Source organism: Chitinophaga sp. 180180018-3 (assembly GCF_037893185.1).
Lineage (GTDB): Bacteria > Bacteroidota > Bacteroidia > Chitinophagales > Chitinophagaceae > Chitinophaga.
The window spans coordinates 5364561-5380944 of sequence record NZ_CP140772.1; the positions used below are offsets into that span (position 1 = coordinate 5364561).

Below are 16384 nucleotides of genomic sequence, written 5' to 3' on the forward strand. Positions count from 1 at the left end.
ATCAACCGGATCGGGAACGAAACCCATACTATCATCTTTAAAAACCTAAATCTAACTTGTTATCTGCGGGATCCACGTAAAAATAGTCCCGCGTTACTATCGTAATCAATGTAGAATTTACCGGCTATTATTCCATCATCACTAAAGACTTGTTATGAAAGCAACATTCATGTATGTGCTTGCATGCCTATTCCTCTCCATGCAGGCCATAGCCCAGATTAAAGTAAGCGGAAAGATCACGAGTTCCGCCGACGGCACACCAATTCCAAATACTACCGTCCAGATAAAAGGTACGGCCAACGGCACCATCGCCAATGTAGACGGGGTTTATTCCATTCAGGTACCAAACAAAGATGCCGTACTCGTATTTACTTTTACCGGGTTCGCTCCCAAAGAAGTAAAAGTAGGCAATCAGACGTCGATCAGTGTAGCCCTGGATGTACAGGTGAGTACCCTCAACGACCTGGTAGTTATCGGTTATGGTAGTGTGAAAAAATCGGACCTCACAGGTGCCGTATCAACCATCAAATCTGACCGGTTAATGGACATGCCGGTCGCCAACGTGTCGCAGGCCCTGCAGGGTAAAATACCGGGGGTAGACGTAAACGTCAACACCAGCGCTCCTGGCCAGCCAGCCAAAGTGCGTATACGTGGTATCGGTTCCATCAACTCCAACGTAGACCCGTTGTACGTGGTAGACGGAGTGGCGGGTGTTGACGGAAATGCCATCAACCCGAACGATATCGCCTCTATCGAAATCCTCAAGGACGCTTCCTCTACTGCGATCTACGGTGCCCGTGGTGCAAATGGTGTGATCATGATCACTACCAAACGCGGTAAATCCGGCCCTACGCAGGTAAGCTACCAGGGTGACGTAAACGTAAGCACCCTGGCCCGGCATCTTAAAACACTTAATTCAGACCAGTTCATAAAAGTATACAACGACGCCTTCGCGAACGCTACTAAATTTGATCCCAATCATGGTACCTGGGCGCCTCCTGCCGCATTGAATCACCAGAACTTCCCATTACTGTTCGATGCCAACGACAAGCCCTTATATAATACCAACTGGGAAAAAGAAGTTTATAAACCAGCCGTTTCCACCAGCCACCAGCTGAACTTCCAGGGAGGTAATGACAAACTCGTTTACAGCGCCTCTGTCGGTTATCTCGACCAGAATGGTCTGATGATCAACTCCTGGTACAAAAGATATTCCGCCAGGGCTACTTTCGACGATGATGTAAAAAAATGGCTGAAAATAGGCGGTAGCATCAATATTATTTCCGGCAAGCAGCGCCTGGTATCAGATGGTAACGGTTCGCTGAACGTACCCAGGATGGTGACAGAAGAAGTGCCGATTGTGCCTGTTAAATATCCCGATGGCAGTTGGGCTGGTAACAACGATATTGCCGGTCTGGAAGGCGGTCCTAACCCGGTGCATATTTCACAAAGCAGGTATACGCTCAATAACCAGCAGCATACCCTGGGTAATATGTACCTCTTATTCCATATCACCAAGGACCTCGATTTCAAGACCGACTTCGGTTACGACCTCGTAAGCAACAAAGCCAATTTCTTCAGTGGCTCTGATCTTCCTCACCTGTCACAGGATCAGGGAGGCATCGCCAGGATCACCAATGACTATAACAAATACTGGCAGTCAGAAAACTACTTCACTTACAACAAGCAGTTTAAAAACAACAACAGCCTGAATGCAGTAGCCGGTTTCTCGTTCCTCAAGTATGTTGCAGAAAATGACCTGGTGGAAACACAGAACTTCCTGTCGGACTACTTCCAATGGCAAAACCTGGCTGCAGGTTCTGTAAGAAACAACGCCACCTCAGTCACCACTCCATGGGCGATGAACTCTTACTATGCACGTGTTAATTACAACCTGCATAACAAGTACCTGTTTACGGCAACCGCGAGGTATGATGGCTCATCTAAATTCAGTAAGGACAATCAGTTCGCCTTCTTCCCGTCTGTAGCAGCAGCATGGCGTGTATCTGAAGAAGAATTCCTGAAACACAGTAAAGTGATTAATAACCTGAAGATCCGCGCCAGTTATGGCCTTTCGGGCAACCAGGAAATCGGGCAGTTTCTGAACCTTGCCCAATACAGACCCGATCAGACCGTGTTGAATGGCGCCAATCAGCCCATGTTAGGGCCTGGATATATCGGTAACCCCGGCCTGAAATGGGAAAAATCCAAACAGGTAGATGCGGGTATAGAATTAGGAATGATCAATAACCGTATTAATCTGAATGTTGATTTCTATAACCGTACTACATCCGACCTGTTGCTACAGGCGCCTATTCCGTGGTCGGCCGGAATGTACAGCTCCAATGTTAACAGGAATGTGGGCTCCGTAAGAAACGTGGGTTTGGAAGTGAATCTGAATACGGTTAACATCACTACACCGAATTTCACATGGAGCACCAATTTCATCTTTGCTACGAACAAAAACAAAATACTCAACCTTAACCAGGGTAATGCAGATATCTTCCCGGGTCCTAACTTCCTCGGACAAACGAACGTACTGCGTGTAGGCCAGCCGATAGGTTCTTTTTATGGCATGTACCGCCTGGGCACTTACAGCACCAACGAAGCTGCTGACGCAGCGAAACACGGGCTGTATCCCGGCGACAGGAAATACCTGTACGATGCCAACGGCAACCCGGTATATGGTATTATTGGTCGTGCTTATCCAAAATGGACAGGCTTGTTCAGCAGTACCTTTAAATATAAAGGATGGGACTTTTCATTCGATATTCGCTTTGTACAAGGTGTTAACACCGCTGCCACATTCAAACACTCTTCTGAAGACAGGCAAACACTTGCTAACAGTCTTGCTACCGTGTTGAATGGATGGACTCCGCAGAACCAGAACACTTACATTGCGCAGGTAAGAAGTTATAAATTCACGCAGGATTCGCACTTCGATACCTGGTGGGTGGAAGATGGCTCCTTCATTCGCGGCCAGAACTTTACACTGGGTTATACCTTCCCTGATGCCTTCCTTCAGAGAAGCCATATTACCCGTTTCCGTATTTACGCCAGCGTACAGAATCTTTTCCTGAGCACTAAATACACCGGCTATGATCCGGAGGTGGATACGTTCCTGACAACGTATGGCAACAACCCCGGATTCTCCCAGAACATTGACTTTTTCCCCTATCCCCGCCCCCGCGTGTGGAACCTGGGTGTAAATCTCAATTTCTAGCCGATGGTGTCATTGCCGATTTCTATTTAGTGACTTAAAAATTTTGAAAATGAAAACGATCAATAAAATCTTCATAGCGCTGCTGATACTGTTGAGTTGTTCCTGTAAGAAATTCCTGGAGCAGCAACCTTCTAACTTTCTTCCGCCGGATGCGGACCTTACCACCGCTAAAGCAGCACGCGCCTTTGCAAACGGATGTTATCAGAACCTGCAGGGATTATTGACAGGTCAGCCTTCTTCCTATGGTGGTAATACTTATAACCTTATGGAGTTCCTGACCGGAAAGGCCAACAGTGACCTGGGCCAAACAGGATTCCTCACCTTTCAGACCAATACATACAATGCTACCTCCTTTTATTTCGATACCTGGTGGCAATACATGTATAGAGGTATAGGTACCTGTAACCTGGCGATACAGAAGCTTCCGTTGGCAAAAATCCCGGATGCTGATAAAACCAATATGCTGGCAGAAGCACATACGCTGCGCGCACTCTATTATTTTTACCTGGTGCGTATGTACGGCGCAGTACCTAACGTGACCGTTGTACCAACAGACCTGAACCTGAATCTGCCCCGCACAGATGCTAAAACCATCTATGATCAGATCATCATCCCCGACCTGCAGACAGCTGCAAAATCCACGCTGCCCTGGAAGGATGCGACCGGGAAAGTATCAATGGGAGCTGTACAGGCACTGCTGGCCGACGTTTACCTCACTTACGCCGGCGCAGCCATTAACGGCGGAGCACAGTACTACGGACTTTCCGCGCAGGCATCAAAGGCGGTGATCGACAATGGTGGTTATACGCTTTTCCCGAATTACACCGACATGATTAACCCGGCCAACAAAAACTCCGGCGAATTCATCATGCAGGTGCAATACGCCGCTTCAGTGCCATTTACCAATCCACTGACAGCCCTGACTATTCCGAACTATGCAGGTATCTCCAAATACTCTGATGAATATGGTTCTGTATATCCAACCACGCAGTTCCTTGCCTCATTTAATCCGGGCGACAAACGTATACAGGAGAAGCAATTCTTCTACAGTCAGTATCCAAAGATCGATGGCTCTGGCATCAAAACTTTTAAATCACCTTACATCTACAAGTTCTTTGATGCAAACGCAGTAACCAGCACTGCCAAGTCAGATCTGAACTACACGATCTACCGCCTGGCAGATGTATACCTCATGTATGCAGAAGCATCCAACCGTGCCGGCGCTGGTCCTAATCCACAGGCGATTGCCTGCGTGAATGCCATTCGTGCAAGGGCTACCCTGCCGCCGGTTGCAGCGGGTATGTCGCAGGCCGACTTCGAACACGAAGTTTGGCTGCAACGTTACTTTGAGCTTTGCTTCGAAAACAAAATGTGGTTCGATATGCTGCGTACCCGGAAAGTGCATAACGATGTAACTGGTAACTGGGACGACTTCCTGTCGCACGTAACCGTGTGGGGATCAGCATTCGCACAAAAGAATCTGCTGATGCCTGTGCCTAAACAGGAATCTGACGTGAATCCAAATCTCTTGCCTAATAACCCTGGTTTCTGACGCCGGCTAATGTGTAATATTGATGGCTTTGATAAAGAGCGTGAGTTGATATAGCCGGATAAAACAAGAGGAGAACCGCCCGCCGCACTTATTGTGGCGGGCTTCTTTTTTTAACAAAATCAGCCTTAATACCCTGGATTTTTTGTTTATCCTGTTTCATGTATGTATGTTTGTACATATTTATTTTAAAAGGATTGCTTATAGAGAACTGATCAATGAAAATTATATCCCGGCGGGCATTCGCGGTAATGCCCCCGGCCGGGACAAAACCTCTGGGAAATGATCTGGCGAGAAACTACGCAGGCGCTGTTGCCGGAACGTATGGCCGCAGCATCAACGGGGCGGGATTCCTACAACCGGTACCCGGTTCACCCGCTTGGCAATGGAAAAATCAACAACGGTTATCAGTCGCTCGCCAAATGGATGGCGGCCCAACAAACAGTGCTGATCGACGGCTATACCGGCGTATTCTGGAGCATTGTGCAAACCAGGCTGGAAGCGGAGTTTGAGCAAATGGGCATCCGCGTAAAATGGCATTTCATGGTGTCGCTCATGAAAGATGCATACAGTATAGAAGAAATGGTGCGCCCATTCACCGGTGCAGCGGATGATGTATGGGGTACCTGTACCACCCTGCAGTTGCAGGATTTCTTTGAACAAAACCCATCTACAGCTTTTTCATTTAACGAGCCTTTCGATTTACATATCGTACTTGGCACCGGCGCAGCGCTGGCCAGTGATACCGCTCCCCTTGTTTACCTGGAACTGCCTAAAAACGAGCTGCAATACCGCATGAGGGCAGGTACAGCCACCAACTTCGGCGATATGGAACCCTCAGGTACCACGGCAATGTATAAACGTTTTTATTTCGTGGACCGCCTCGTGCTGAATCACTATAAGCGCACGCTGCTGCCCCGCATCCACATCCTGGCCGACACCCAATGGCCGGAAAGCATTGCCTGGGCATACCACCCGGATATACTGCAGGGAATCCGGGAAATGACGCAATCTGTTTTCCGGGTGCGGCCCTGGTTTGAAGCAGGTGCCTGGGGCGGGCAATGGCTGAAGCAACATATAGAGGGGATCGACCGGCAGGAGGTTAATTATGCCTGGTCGTTTGAACTGATAGTACCTGAAAACGGCGTGATCCTGGAGAGCGACGGATGGCTGATGGAGATTCCCTTTGAATGGATGATGTATGCAGCCGGTGACGCGATACTGGGTAAACATGCTCCGGTATTTGGTTATGAATTTCCTGTCCGCTTCGATTTCCTGGATACTTTCGATGGCGGGAATCTGTCGGTACAATGCCATCCAACGTTAACGTATATCCGAAAAGTTTTCGGGGAGACATTTACCCAGGACGAAACCTACTATATACTGGACTGTAAGGAAGATGCCACTGTATACCTGGGCTTCCGCGAAGGAACGGACCCGGCCACATTCCGGACGAAGCTGGAAAACAGCCGCGACCTCGGATTGCCGGTAGCCGTCACCGATTTTGTGCAACAGCATCCGGCCGGGAAGCACGATCTTTTTCTGATCCCGAACGGTACCGTGCACAGTGCCGGCGCGGGCAACCTGGTACTGGAAATCAGCGCAACTCCGTATATATTCACGTTCAAAATGTACGACTGGCTCCGGCCCGGGCTCGATGGAAAGCCCAGGGCCATCAATATTGAACATGCCTTCCATAACCTCGATTTCAGCCGGCAGGGAGCAGCAGTTAAAGCCTCCCTGATCAGTTGTCCGGCAACGATTGATCAGGGGAATGACTGGCAGGTTATACATCTTCCTACACATACCGCACATTTCTACGACGTACACCGGCTGGAATTTACCGGCAGCATGGAAATATCCACCGGCAACAGCTGCCTCGTGATGATGGTGGTAGAAGGCACCGGGGTGGAAGTGATTACAGCCAACGGGCATCGTGTTGTTTTCCGCTATGCGGAGACCTTTGTTATACCGGCCAATGCAGTATTGTGCAGGCTCGATAGCCGCGGTGCGCCGGTAAAAGTGATAAAAGCATTCCTGAAATCAGCACATCCTGTTTTTGATATCATAGCGCCACAAGCCAGCCTATAGATCAGTTTCCTGCAGCTTTTTCAAACAGCGGGCGCGGGTCGAACAGCACTTTGAAGCTGCTGATTTTTCCATTTTTCAGCTGGTACCAGCCACTGCTGAAAACAGATTGATTGCCGATAAGTATGTTGTACCACAGGCATACATCATTCTCATCTTCAAAAGCCTTTTTAACATCATATTTCAGCTTCATTTGCTTGATCTCTTCAGTATATACATCCGCGCCATTCCGTGTGCCTAAAACGCCTGTAAATGTAAAATCGTCATTCAGCAGGCTTCTGACAGTGGTGAAGTCTTCCTCATTGAGTGCGTTGATAAACCGTAATACAGTTTCCTTAGCCATTTTTTAAAGTTTTTATGTTGACGATGTAAAGGTCGGCCTATTCCTGCATCCGAACCTGTGACGATCGTCACAATCGCTTAGAGGCGGCGGCTGCGGATACGGCTAAGGGTTTCGCGGGCAACGCCCAGGAACGACGACAGCTGGGTAAGCGACACCCGCTGTAAGAGAACGGGTTCATTTTCTTCGAGATATTCGTATCGTTCCTGTGCCGTCATGAGTTTATACAAGGCAACGTGCTTTTCCTGTTTCGCTGCGATAAGCTGCAGACATTTGCGTCCCAGGACTTCTATTTGAGGATCTTTCGCGGATACTTCGCGTAGTAATTTTTTATCGAGACGTATAGCCGTAACGGGTTCCAATGCCTGGATAGAAAACTCAGACTTTTCGCCGGTGGCAAAGCTGTTGATGTTAGTGGCGATATCGCGTTCAAAGAAAAAAGCAGTGTTGATATCCTGGCCATCTTTGTTATAGAAGGCCCTGCAATACCCGCTGGTAATGAAGAAGAGTGCATCGCATATTTTACCGGCCTGCAGCAGGTATTCTTCTTTTGGGAACGACATTTCCGTCAGGGCCGGAGCGAGTGTTTGCCAGCTCTCATCGGAGAAACCGGTTAGTGAGTGCACATATTCCAGGAAGCGCTGCATGTGTTTATCCATAAAAGATGACTTAAAAAGAAGGGATGCAAATTAGCCACTCAACAGCAATCCGCATAATTAATTTTCGATGCACCTGAGGCCAGTCGATACAGCTGTCTGGCTGACTAAATTTGCGTCAGAGGCCGGTTGAATTATTATCTTCCTATTAAAAATATTATACGCTAAAAAAATCCACCAGCAGCTCAATGGAATAGCGTATTTTAGTTTTCAAAACCCGTTCTCTATATGTTTGAGAAATTTCTGAGCATGTATCCGCCGGGCGCCAGCCTGACCTACCCCACCCAGGAGATGCTCGACTGGTACAAAGACAAATTACCCCAGGCATTACTCGATTTCTGGATCAGCTATGGCTTTGGTGATTATGGCGAAGGTATGATAAAAGTGGTGGAGCCATCCACGTATATGAATAGTTTGTATACCTGGCTCGGAAAAGAGGATCATTCCAAGTTACCCATACTGGTTACCGCTTTCGGTGATATTTTCTACTACCGCAAACTAGCGGATACAGACGAGGACGTATGCCTGCTGGATATCCATTACCGGAACATTGAGGTTTGCGAATACAGTCTTGAAGCATTCTTCGATAGTTATATCGTAGACCCTGACCTGTCGGACGAGCTGTTGAAGAAACCACTTTTCGAAGCGGCGGTTAAACAACTGGGGCCGCTGAGTCATCCGGATATCTATTTTTTCAAGCCTGCGCTCATCATAGGCGGAGCCCAGCATCCGGAATACCTGGATAAGGGCAGTGCCAGTGTGCATCAGCACCTGCTTTTCCAGATGGGGGCTTAGTTACCGATTACTGAGCCAGAGGAAGAAGAGGGCTAATGCGACGATACCGAGCATGATGAAATCGGCTTTCATTTTATGCCATTGCCTGATAAACCAGTATCGCAGGGCTTCGGTGAGGATGAAGAAGAGCCAGACGAAGATTTCCATTACCATGAGGATGTATACCCCCATAAAAGGATCGCATGGATGCCGGTCGTTTTCCGTGGAAATAGAAAGCGAGAAATACCAGTAGGTGGCGCATGGTACGAGAACGAGTACAGCAAGACGGATAAGGCAATGTTTTAGTATGTTGGGCGGGCTGGCAGCCTGGGTATCCATAACAATGATTTTGCTGTTAATACTGAAGGGGTTGGAAAGGTAACCCTGGGTGGAAGTCATTAAGATAATGTTTCCGTCAACCAATTAATAAACTGTTGCGCATAATGTCCTTTCGGATCGAGGTCCGGGTCCAATATTGTTATATCCATGCCTGCCGCTTTACCTGAATTCAACAAGGCTTTCAGGAGCTCTCCTGCTTCCTGATAACTCAACCCATCCGGCTGCGGAGAATCTACACAGGGCATCAATTCATTATTTAGTACATCTGCATCCAGATGTATCCAGAAACCATCCAGCTGTTCCTTATCTACCATAGCCAGGAATTCGGCAACTACTTTGTTCATTCCTTTTTCCCGCATCATATAGAGGTCGGAATAATGCAGATCGGACTGAATAATTTCATTAACATAGAAAGCATCAGAGAGGTAGCGGTTTCCTGCCGCCCAGGCATGTATGCCCTGGATATAAGGCTTTTGGCCGCTGATGTTAACGAGTTTGTCGTGCCCTTTACCAGTTACGATGGCAAGATCCATACCTGCAGCCCCCTGGGTACGTGAAGCATCCGGCAACAGGTAATCTGTGTGGCCATCTAAAAAGAACAATCCGAATTTTCCTCTTTTTTTAAGTGCCAATGTGCAGCCAATCAGTATGCTGCAATCTCCGCCCAGAACAAGTGGCCAGGCTGCGGTATCCAGGGCCTGATTGATGGCGGAAGCAAGCTCTTTTGAGTAGCCGGCAATGGCATCAGCATTACGAACACCGGATTCGGGATCGAGGTACATGCTGTAAGGAGGAGGATTGACTGTTGAAACAGCGGATGGAGAGAGTTGCTGGTGAAGCCCGTGGGCACGGAGCCATTCGGGAAGTTTTCTTACACCTGGTTCAAGGTTGGGGGTAAGTTGTTTTAATCCGAGATTGGAGGGAGCTTCGATAATGGTAAGATGCATGGTTTGTATTTGTTGCATTGAAAATAAGGAATAACGGTAACTTAGTAACATCAGCTACGCTTTCATTCATAACAAATATATATCTATTTAAATTGTAGCCATACGTATTAATTTGTCGTCAAGCAAATTCATTAAACCAAGGCAGGCAATGATTTAAATATTATTATATAGTATCAGCTAACATAATGGGGAGTAATGAATTTAATACTTATATTTAATTTAAATGTACGGTAAAGGCGCCAGAGAACGGTAATCAGCTCAGGCGATATTAATTGGTACCCATTATTCACCTATAAACTATCACTGCTGCCAGGAGACTATGCGTATTGCCCATTTGATACTCACTTATACGGACCCCCATCAAACGGAAAGGATGATCAAAAGATTATCCCGTGAAAATTTTGACTTCTATATCCATGTAGATAAAAAATTCGATATCCAACCTCACCTGTTTCTAAGTGAACTCCCTAATGTATACTTCATCAAGAACCGGACAAAGGTCGACTGGGCAGGTTTTAGCACTGTAATGGCTACTATCAGTTGTATCCGGGAAATTGCTGCAACGGGTATCCGATATGATTTCATTAACTTCCTCAGCGGGCAGGATTATCCAATTAAATCAGCCGGATATATCAACGATTTTCTAGCAAGACATCCGGGGAAACAATTCCTTTACTGCCGGGATATTATCAACGAGTGGCAGGAAGGACTTATCAGACTGCAAGGATATTACCTGACCACATTCGATTTCAGGGGAAAATACCTGGTGGAGAAGCTGATTAACAAAATTCTTCCTAAGAGAAAGATCCCGTACGGACTGCATCCTTATGGTGGCTCTATGTTCTGGATGCTGAGTATGGACGCGGCACTACATGTTGCCGATAGAATGAAAGAGGATAAAAAGCTCCGGCGCTTTTTTTCGTTCTGCTGGGGCAGCGATGAAGTAGTTTTTCAAACCATCCTGATGAACTCAACCTACAAGAATAACGTTATTAATGATAACTACCGTTATATCGACTGGTCGATGGGTGGAGCCAATCCTAAGATACTGAACACTGATGATGCTGAAAAACTGCTGCAGTCGGACATGCTTTTTGCGCGAAAATTTAACATAAACACGAATCCTGAGATTCTTGATATCATAGATGAATATATAACCACCAATGGCGAAGTTAATTCAGATACAAACATTCAAAGATGAGAGAGGATCATTGTCCGTACTGGACGATGTGGTACCTTTTGAAATAAAACGACTGTTCTATATTTACTCGGTTGACAACTCTACCCGGGGAGGACACAGGCATCATAAAACTTACCAGGCAGCCATCTGCATTCAGGGCTCCTGTGTGATTACCAACAACGACAACCAAATCACAGAACAATTTGTGCTGGATAGTCCTGATAAATGCCTGTTATTGGAGCCGGAAGACTGGCACATGATGCATGATTTTACTACCAATGCTATACTCCTGGTGCTGGCATCAACCACCTTTGATCCCAAAGACTACATTTATGAGCCATATCATTCCGTATGAAGATCTGAAGCAGCTGAATCAACCTTTTGAAGAACAATTCAAAAAGCGGCTTTCTTATTTCCTGGAAAAAGGCTGGTACATATTAGGAGAAGAGGTAAGTTTCTTTGAGCGGGAGTTTGCCGATTATCACAACGAAAAATATGTGGTGGGTGTTGCAAACGGTCTTGATGCGCTCATGCTCTCATTGCAATGCTGTGGCTTTGAAAAAGGCAGTGAGGTGATTGTACCTTCCAATACGTATATCGCTACCATCCTTTCTATTATACACTGCGGGATGGTGCCTGTGCTGGCAGAGCCGGATCCGCGCACCTATAATATCGATCCCGCTGCTATTGCGCCATTGGTCAATGGTAAAACCAAAGCCATCATGGTTGTGCATTTATATGGGCAATGCTGTAATATGGGAGCAGTTATAGAAATGGCTACGCGGTATGGTTTAAAGGTTATTGAAGATTGTGCACAGGCTCATGGCGCCCGGTATAAAGGTCAGCTTGCCGGCACCTTTGGAGATTTCGGCGCCTTTAGTTTCTATCCTACTAAAAACCTGGGGGCTCTTGGCGATGCCGGCGCGGTAATCTGTAAATCGCATGCCGACTATATTAAGCTAAAACAGCTCCGGAACTATGGTTCAGAAAAGAAATATCATAATGGCATTATCGGGTACAACTCGCGACTGGATGAATTGCAGGCCGCATTTCTGAGAATTAAACTCCCTGCCCTGGATGCTATTAACGAGCATAAAAGGAAACTGGCGGCTATTTACCGGGATGGTTTAGGTGATCAGTTTATAAAGCCGGTAACGGATGCTGACTACTATCATGTGTTTCATATCTACAATGTATTGCATCCGCAACGGGAAGCGTTGCGGAAGTATTTGAGGGATCATCATATTACTACGGAAATTCACTATCCGATTGCACCACATGATCAGCCGGCGCTGAAGGGGTTTCTGAATGGGTACGACTATCCTGTTTCTGCGGGGATACATCAGCAGACGTTGAGTTTGCCATGTTCGGGGATACATAGTGAGGAGGATATCAGGGAGGTGGTTGAGGTGATGAATGGGTTTGGGGGGTGAGGTGGTTTTCGGTCATTGCCGCGCCTGATCGTTCTATTTGATAACAGCCTTATTACCAGTCAATTTCATTCTTATTTTCGCCTCTAAATGCCTTACCTTCTTTGCGTGATTGATACCACTCATCATTTACATGCCAACTTTCCAAATCTTCTGGTTTCCTTTTCATCAGTATCCCTTTTGATTCCAATTGTTGCAAAATGGTCGATATTTCTTCAAACGAAAAACGCCCATCTCCTTCACCTGGTAATGTAGCCAAAAACTGACTTATACTATATGCCCCAATCTTAATCTCATGCTTACTTATGGGGTCTATAGCGTATTCAATCTCAATATTATTCCAAACAAGAGTACAACCATTACCATGAAAATGATAATTAATTTTTGCCCCCTTTATTGCGATTACTCCCTTCTTTGGAAAAACCTTACCAGATAAATTATACGGTATATCATCCAAATTATATGCATGTATTAACGATTCATGGAAGTCCTTAATATAGTCAACTAACAAAAAGAGAGCCTCTTCTGTACTAAGTAGATTGTTCATTCACTTATTTTAGTTTTAAGTATTCCCTTTTGAGTGCCTTCAAATTTGCTCCTATAAAACTTTACAGCATCTTGAAACGACATCATATAGAACCGCCTTTCATTGGCTCTTTTATTTATATGTCTTTTCAACATAATCTTCAAAATCATTTATTGTATAAAAGATCTCATCTGACAGCCCAAACCCTGCAGCTGGATCATCATTGGGAACAACAGATACTCCGATATAGTTTAAACCATATTGAATAGTAATAAAATCTTTTAATCTGAATATATCTATTACAAAGGCTCCAGAATCAAATTCTGTAACTTCAACCCTATGAGTAGGGAACAATGTATTGATAAATTCTTTAAGTCTATATTTATCGACCTCCATATTATTTTATTTACCTGACTGTTCAAGAATAATTTACCCTGTTTTCCTTTTCCTATAGTCAATCCTCCATCTTTCCGAATAAGAATCTTACGCCCTTTGGTAAGAACCTAAGTAACAAAAGCTATCATTAAGAAGACCGTACATTCTCCATCATCTCTATTAGGTATCGCCATTTGTCCTTGTCATAGGATCTTTATACAAATGCCATATAACTAACCTTTGGCGGGCCAAAGATAGCAATGCAATACTTCCTTCCAATCATTTAAATCTAATAACTTAATTTTTGCCATTCCTCCTGAACCCCTTCATTGTAGCAGCTTATTCTTTCTGCAATATCTGATGGCAAAACCACATCCAACATCTTTAGTCTATCTAAATAAAAATTCAGCAAATCAAAGGTTTCTTTATTAAATTCAAGCATCCCAATCTTATTAATAATAATTTTATCTAGTCCGATAATTTCTTTCTTGGCTAAAATAGTTAAGGCCAACATTTCCTTTCCGTCCTTATGATTCCTTGCATAATCCATAAGAATGTTCTCATAGTGGTTCTCGTCATATTCTATCAATAAGGTACTCAGCCAAAATACTAAATCATCATCATCTGAATTATGAGCATAGAGGCTGCTCATTTCAACTTTAGGTTTGCTAATTATCGAAAAAATTCGCTCCGCTATATATGACCGCCATTCTTTATGCTTCTTTAAAGAAGCTAAAGATTTATTTAACAGCAAAGTTGTCTGTACGATGAAAATGTCAAGTGATAAAATTACATCTTCAATATCGTCACTTTCAAGCTTGGCAATAAGCTCTTCATTACTATATTTCATGGCAATAATTTCTTGTAACAGTGAACTTTCTCTTCAATTCAGCATTAGAAGGTATTGCATAAATACAACTATTCCAAATCAGCTCTCTTGCGTTTACTCCTTGATATAAAGCCTGCTCCACTAAAAAACTAACAGTGGATGTTGCTTTTCATTTGACTAAAACATTCCTATTTACCTTAATTTACATCACTGATGTTCCTGGGCTGAAATCTGTGATAAAATCTCTCTTACCGTATTCCCTGTTGTTCTGAATGCGTTAATACCAGAATCAAATTTCGGATCATTCACAGCCAATCTATCTCTAACTTCAAGTTAATTTAATTCCTCTAAGCCGGTCTCTGGAACGCATAAAAGACTTAACGATGCCAGCGCGCGCCGGAAGAAGATAGAAATATATCCTCTATTCTCTCGATGGACTCCTGCGCGATGCCAAAATCAGAGCCGCGTATAAATAAGTAATATTCTATAAAAATAAATCCGGACTGCATACCCGGCTTTATTCTATGAAGCATAATAATTCTCATTGATCAAAAAAACAAAGCGATCTGGTTCTTTACGCTCCAATACGCCCTTATCAACAAGTTCTAAAAATATAGAATCAAGGTCATCTATTTGTACATCAGGTTTCCCTTTTGTATAACTCTCTATAAATCGATTAAATTTCCAATCCGATATTCTAATTTTATTTTCTTTTAAAATATCAATATCATAGTCTACTATAATATCGTCAACTTCCAATGTACACCCACTGCCATGATATTGATACTTAAATTTCTTTCCATCAAAACTAAATACACCGTTTCTGGGAAAGAGCTCTCCTGCCTCATTATAGGAAGGGAAACCGCCCACGTTATACTCTCTGTTCAAATAACTATTAAACAATCTGACATACTGTAAAAACTGGTAAATATACTGTTCTACCTATTGCATTATTCGATAATTTTTAAATTGTAGTCTCCTGATTTAATATAATCCATTTTACTTATAGCAGTGATATTGAACTAAACAGACTTATACGCATTAACATATAAAACACTAAACCCCGCTAGTGGCGGGGTTAGCTAAATTTCAATCCGACTTTACAGTAGAACTCCCTAATCTATCCAGGGAATGTTTCGACTCTTATACCCACCATTCTCCGGTAATAAGTCTTCATAATCGCACGAGGCAACAGCAGCCATATTTTTCTCCCATAACCAACGTAGTAATTTTGCTATTTCTTCTACACAATACTGTTGAGTATTCTTATCATTAAACTCAACATAAACAATATACCTAAAATATAAAAATCCATCAGGGAAACTCTTTTGTTCATCTTCATCAAATTCATCATTTTTCTGTACAAATAATTCGTAATTACTTGTATTGATAAATGATATTGAGGTAATTTTTCCATTAAGCAGTCTACATAATCCACTTAGTAATTCCTCTTTTGATACACTTCCGGTAACGTATATTGAACAATTTAACATTTGTATTTTTATAGTTTACTTTTTAATTGGAATTTGCGCCCCATTATCAAATGCGCCTCCTTTCTTTATTATAGAAAGATCAACTTTCATATCAAGAAGCTCTTGCAGATTTTTTTCAACTCCACGAAGACCAGCGTCACCAGTAGTAATTTCCCCCGTTTTAATAGCATGTTCCATTGTTCTCCATCTAGCACTACCTGCATTAGGATTACCAAATGCTTTGGTTATTAATTCATCAAACCGCTCTGCTCCAACCTTGATAGCAATATCAATATCTGATGTAGCCTTAGCTGTTCCTGAAGCCCTGCTCCCCTGAACAACAATATCATTACTAATTTCTCCCACGCTTTGTTTCAGGTACGATGACATCTCACTAAAACTGCCCCTACTAAGCCCCTGTGGAAGCTTCATTATTGCGTTTACTTCCTCCCCTATAATAAGGATCATAATGCCTGATAATGTATTTACCCCTGCTCCTACCCTCTCCTTGTAATCTGTCACTCCGACATTATCCAATCCTTGTGCACTCCCAAGTGAAGATAAAGCATCACTACTGCGCGTCATCGCTGCTTTTATAAGGGACGTTAAAACTAAACAAACATACACTCACTAATAAACCTCATTCTTATAAATAG

At 44.1% G+C, this 16384-nt stretch carries 17 protein-coding genes; 7 read left to right on the forward strand and 10 right to left on the reverse strand.

The annotated features are described in order from the left end of the window. Nucleotides 1-154 precede the first annotated feature (154 nt). The 3 genes from UNH61_RS20850 (at nt 155) to UNH61_RS20860 (ending at nt 6863) form a co-directional block, all read left to right on the forward strand. Nucleotides 155-3223, forward strand: coding sequence for a TonB-dependent receptor (locus tag UNH61_RS20850; protein WP_326993936.1), 3069 nt, complete (start codon nt 155-157; stop codon nt 3221-3223). 49 nt (nt 3224-3272) lie between these two features. Next, nucleotides 3273-4775 carry a RagB/SusD family nutrient uptake outer membrane protein gene (locus UNH61_RS20855; RefSeq protein ID WP_326993937.1) on the forward strand — a complete coding sequence of 501 codons (1503 nt, stop codon included), beginning with the start codon at nt 3273-3275 and terminating at the stop codon, nt 4773-4775. 279 nt (nt 4776-5054) lie between these two features. After that, the gene (locus UNH61_RS20860) at nt 5055-6863 is read left to right on the forward strand and encodes a class I mannose-6-phosphate isomerase (protein WP_326993938.1); all 1809 of its coding nucleotides are present in this window, start codon (nt 5055-5057) and stop codon (nt 6861-6863) included. 1 nt (nt 6864) lies between these two features. On the opposite strand, the gene UNH61_RS20865 is transcribed toward UNH61_RS20860, so the two are convergent. Both UNH61_RS20865 and UNH61_RS20870 read right to left on the reverse strand, forming a co-directional pair. Further along, on the reverse strand, nt 6865-7203 hold the full coding sequence (locus UNH61_RS20865; RefSeq protein ID WP_326993939.1) for a nuclear transport factor 2 family protein: 339 nt from the start codon (nt 7201-7203) through the stop codon (nt 6865-6867). A 77-nt stretch (nt 7204-7280) separates the two neighbouring features. Continuing rightward, nucleotides 7281-7859: a Crp/Fnr family transcriptional regulator gene (locus UNH61_RS20870; protein ID WP_326993940.1), complete on the reverse strand. Its 579-nt coding sequence runs from the start codon at nt 7857-7859 to the stop codon at nt 7281-7283. A 225-nt stretch (nt 7860-8084) separates the two neighbouring features. Between UNH61_RS20870 and UNH61_RS20875 the strand changes: the two genes are divergently transcribed. Continuing rightward, the gene (locus tag UNH61_RS20875; RefSeq protein ID WP_326993941.1) at nt 8085-8651 is read left to right on the forward strand and encodes a T6SS immunity protein Tdi1 domain-containing protein; all 567 of its coding nucleotides are present in this window, start codon (nt 8085-8087) and stop codon (nt 8649-8651) included. Here the strand turns inward: UNH61_RS20875 and UNH61_RS20880 are convergent, their stop codons facing one another. Then, on the reverse strand, nt 8652-8969 hold the full coding sequence (locus UNH61_RS20880) for a hypothetical protein (RefSeq protein ID WP_339070284.1): 318 nt from the start codon (nt 8967-8969) through the stop codon (nt 8652-8654). Between the two features lie 59 nt (nt 8970-9028). Further along, on the reverse strand, nt 9029-9934 hold the full coding sequence (locus UNH61_RS20885; protein WP_326993943.1) for an arginase family protein: 906 nt from the start codon (nt 9932-9934) through the stop codon (nt 9029-9031). A 301-nt stretch (nt 9935-10235) separates the two neighbouring features. Here UNH61_RS20885 and UNH61_RS20890 point away from each other — a divergent pair, with 301 nt between their 5' ends. From UNH61_RS20890 to UNH61_RS20900, 3 genes are read left to right on the forward strand one after another with little or no spacing between them, the layout of a single operon-like run. Next, nucleotides 10236-11117, forward strand: a complete 882-nt coding sequence (locus tag UNH61_RS20890; protein WP_326993944.1) for a beta-1,6-N-acetylglucosaminyltransferase — start codon at nt 10236-10238, stop codon at nt 11115-11117. Continuing rightward, a complete protein-coding gene (locus UNH61_RS20895) occupies nt 11080-11451 on the forward strand; it encodes an FdtA/QdtA family cupin domain-containing protein (protein WP_326993945.1) in 372 nt (123 codons plus the stop codon). Before UNH61_RS20890 ends, UNH61_RS20895 begins: the two co-directional genes overlap by 38 nt. Continuing rightward, complete coding sequence (locus tag UNH61_RS20900; protein ID WP_326993946.1) at nt 11429-12529, forward strand: DegT/DnrJ/EryC1/StrS family aminotransferase; 1101 nt, start codon at nt 11429-11431, stop codon at nt 12527-12529. Before UNH61_RS20895 ends, UNH61_RS20900 begins: the two co-directional genes overlap by 23 nt. A gap of 52 nt (nt 12530-12581) precedes the next feature. On the opposite strand, the gene UNH61_RS20905 is transcribed toward UNH61_RS20900, so the two are convergent. The 6 genes from UNH61_RS20905 to UNH61_RS20930 all read right to left on the reverse strand — a co-directional run bounded on the left by UNH61_RS20905 (nt 12582) and on the right by UNH61_RS20930 (nt 16313). After that, nucleotides 12582-13073 (reverse strand): hypothetical protein, encoded by a 492-nt coding sequence (locus UNH61_RS20905; RefSeq protein ID WP_326993947.1) that lies wholly within the window; start codon nt 13071-13073, stop codon nt 12582-12584. Nucleotides 13074-13184: 111 nt separating this feature from the next. Beyond that, a complete protein-coding gene (locus UNH61_RS20910) occupies nt 13185-13448 on the reverse strand; it encodes a hypothetical protein (RefSeq protein WP_326993948.1) in 264 nt (87 codons plus the stop codon). A 268-nt stretch (nt 13449-13716) separates the two neighbouring features. Then, nucleotides 13717-14277, reverse strand: coding sequence for a hypothetical protein (locus tag UNH61_RS20915; RefSeq protein ID WP_326993949.1), 561 nt, complete (start codon nt 14275-14277; stop codon nt 13717-13719). 501 nt (nt 14278-14778) lie between these two features. Continuing rightward, on the reverse strand, nt 14779-15144 hold the full coding sequence (locus tag UNH61_RS20920; protein ID WP_326993950.1) for a hypothetical protein: 366 nt from the start codon (nt 15142-15144) through the stop codon (nt 14779-14781). 227 nt (nt 15145-15371) lie between these two features. Continuing rightward, nucleotides 15372-15749: a hypothetical protein gene (locus UNH61_RS20925; protein WP_326993951.1), complete on the reverse strand. Its 378-nt coding sequence runs from the start codon at nt 15747-15749 to the stop codon at nt 15372-15374. A 15-nt stretch (nt 15750-15764) separates the two neighbouring features. Next, nucleotides 15765-16313 carry a nucleotidyltransferase domain-containing protein gene (locus UNH61_RS20930; protein ID WP_326993952.1) on the reverse strand — a complete coding sequence of 183 codons (549 nt, stop codon included), beginning with the start codon at nt 16311-16313 and terminating at the stop codon, nt 15765-15767. Nucleotides 16314-16384 lie beyond the last annotated feature (71 nt).

Excerpts from the sequence above, each read along its gene's own strand:
- UNH61_RS20850 (WP_326993936.1), top strand. The coding sequence starts at position 155 with ATGAAAGCAACATTCATGTATGTGCTTGCATGCCTATTCCTCTCCATG.
- UNH61_RS20855 (WP_326993937.1), top strand. The coding sequence starts at position 3,273 with ATGAAAACGATCAATAAAATCTTCATAGCGCTGCTGATACTGTTGAGT.
- UNH61_RS20860 (WP_326993938.1), top strand. The coding sequence starts at position 5,055 with ATGATCTGGCGAGAAACTACGCAGGCGCTGTTGCCGGAACGTATGGCC.
- UNH61_RS20865 (WP_326993939.1), bottom strand. The coding sequence starts at position 7,203 with ATGGCTAAGGAAACTGTATTACGGTTTATCAACGCACTCAATGAGGAA.
- UNH61_RS20870 (WP_326993940.1), bottom strand. The coding sequence starts at position 7,859 with ATGGATAAACACATGCAGCGCTTCCTGGAATATGTGCACTCACTAACC.
- UNH61_RS20875 (WP_326993941.1), top strand. The coding sequence starts at position 8,085 with ATGTTTGAGAAATTTCTGAGCATGTATCCGCCGGGCGCCAGCCTGACC.
- UNH61_RS20880 (WP_339070284.1), bottom strand. The coding sequence starts at position 8,969 with ATGGATACCCAGGCTGCCAGCCCGCCCAACATACTAAAACATTGCCTT.
- UNH61_RS20885 (WP_326993943.1), bottom strand. The coding sequence starts at position 9,934 with ATGCAACAAATACAAACCATGCATCTTACCATTATCGAAGCTCCCTCC.
- UNH61_RS20890 (WP_326993944.1), top strand. The coding sequence starts at position 10,236 with ATGCGTATTGCCCATTTGATACTCACTTATACGGACCCCCATCAAACG.
- UNH61_RS20895 (WP_326993945.1), top strand. The coding sequence starts at position 11,080 with ATGGCGAAGTTAATTCAGATACAAACATTCAAAGATGAGAGAGGATCA.
- UNH61_RS20900 (WP_326993946.1), top strand. The coding sequence starts at position 11,429 with ATGAGCCATATCATTCCGTATGAAGATCTGAAGCAGCTGAATCAACCT.
- UNH61_RS20905 (WP_326993947.1), bottom strand. The coding sequence starts at position 13,073 with ATGAACAATCTACTTAGTACAGAAGAGGCTCTCTTTTTGTTAGTTGAC.
- UNH61_RS20910 (WP_326993948.1), bottom strand. The coding sequence starts at position 13,448 with ATGGAGGTCGATAAATATAGACTTAAAGAATTTATCAATACATTGTTC.
- UNH61_RS20915 (WP_326993949.1), bottom strand. The coding sequence starts at position 14,277 with ATGAAATATAGTAATGAAGAGCTTATTGCCAAGCTTGAAAGTGACGAT.
- UNH61_RS20925 (WP_326993951.1), bottom strand. The coding sequence starts at position 15,749 with ATGTTAAATTGTTCAATATACGTTACCGGAAGTGTATCAAAAGAGGAA.
- UNH61_RS20930 (WP_326993952.1), bottom strand. The coding sequence starts at position 16,313 with ATGACGCGCAGTAGTGATGCTTTATCTTCACTTGGGAGTGCACAAGGA.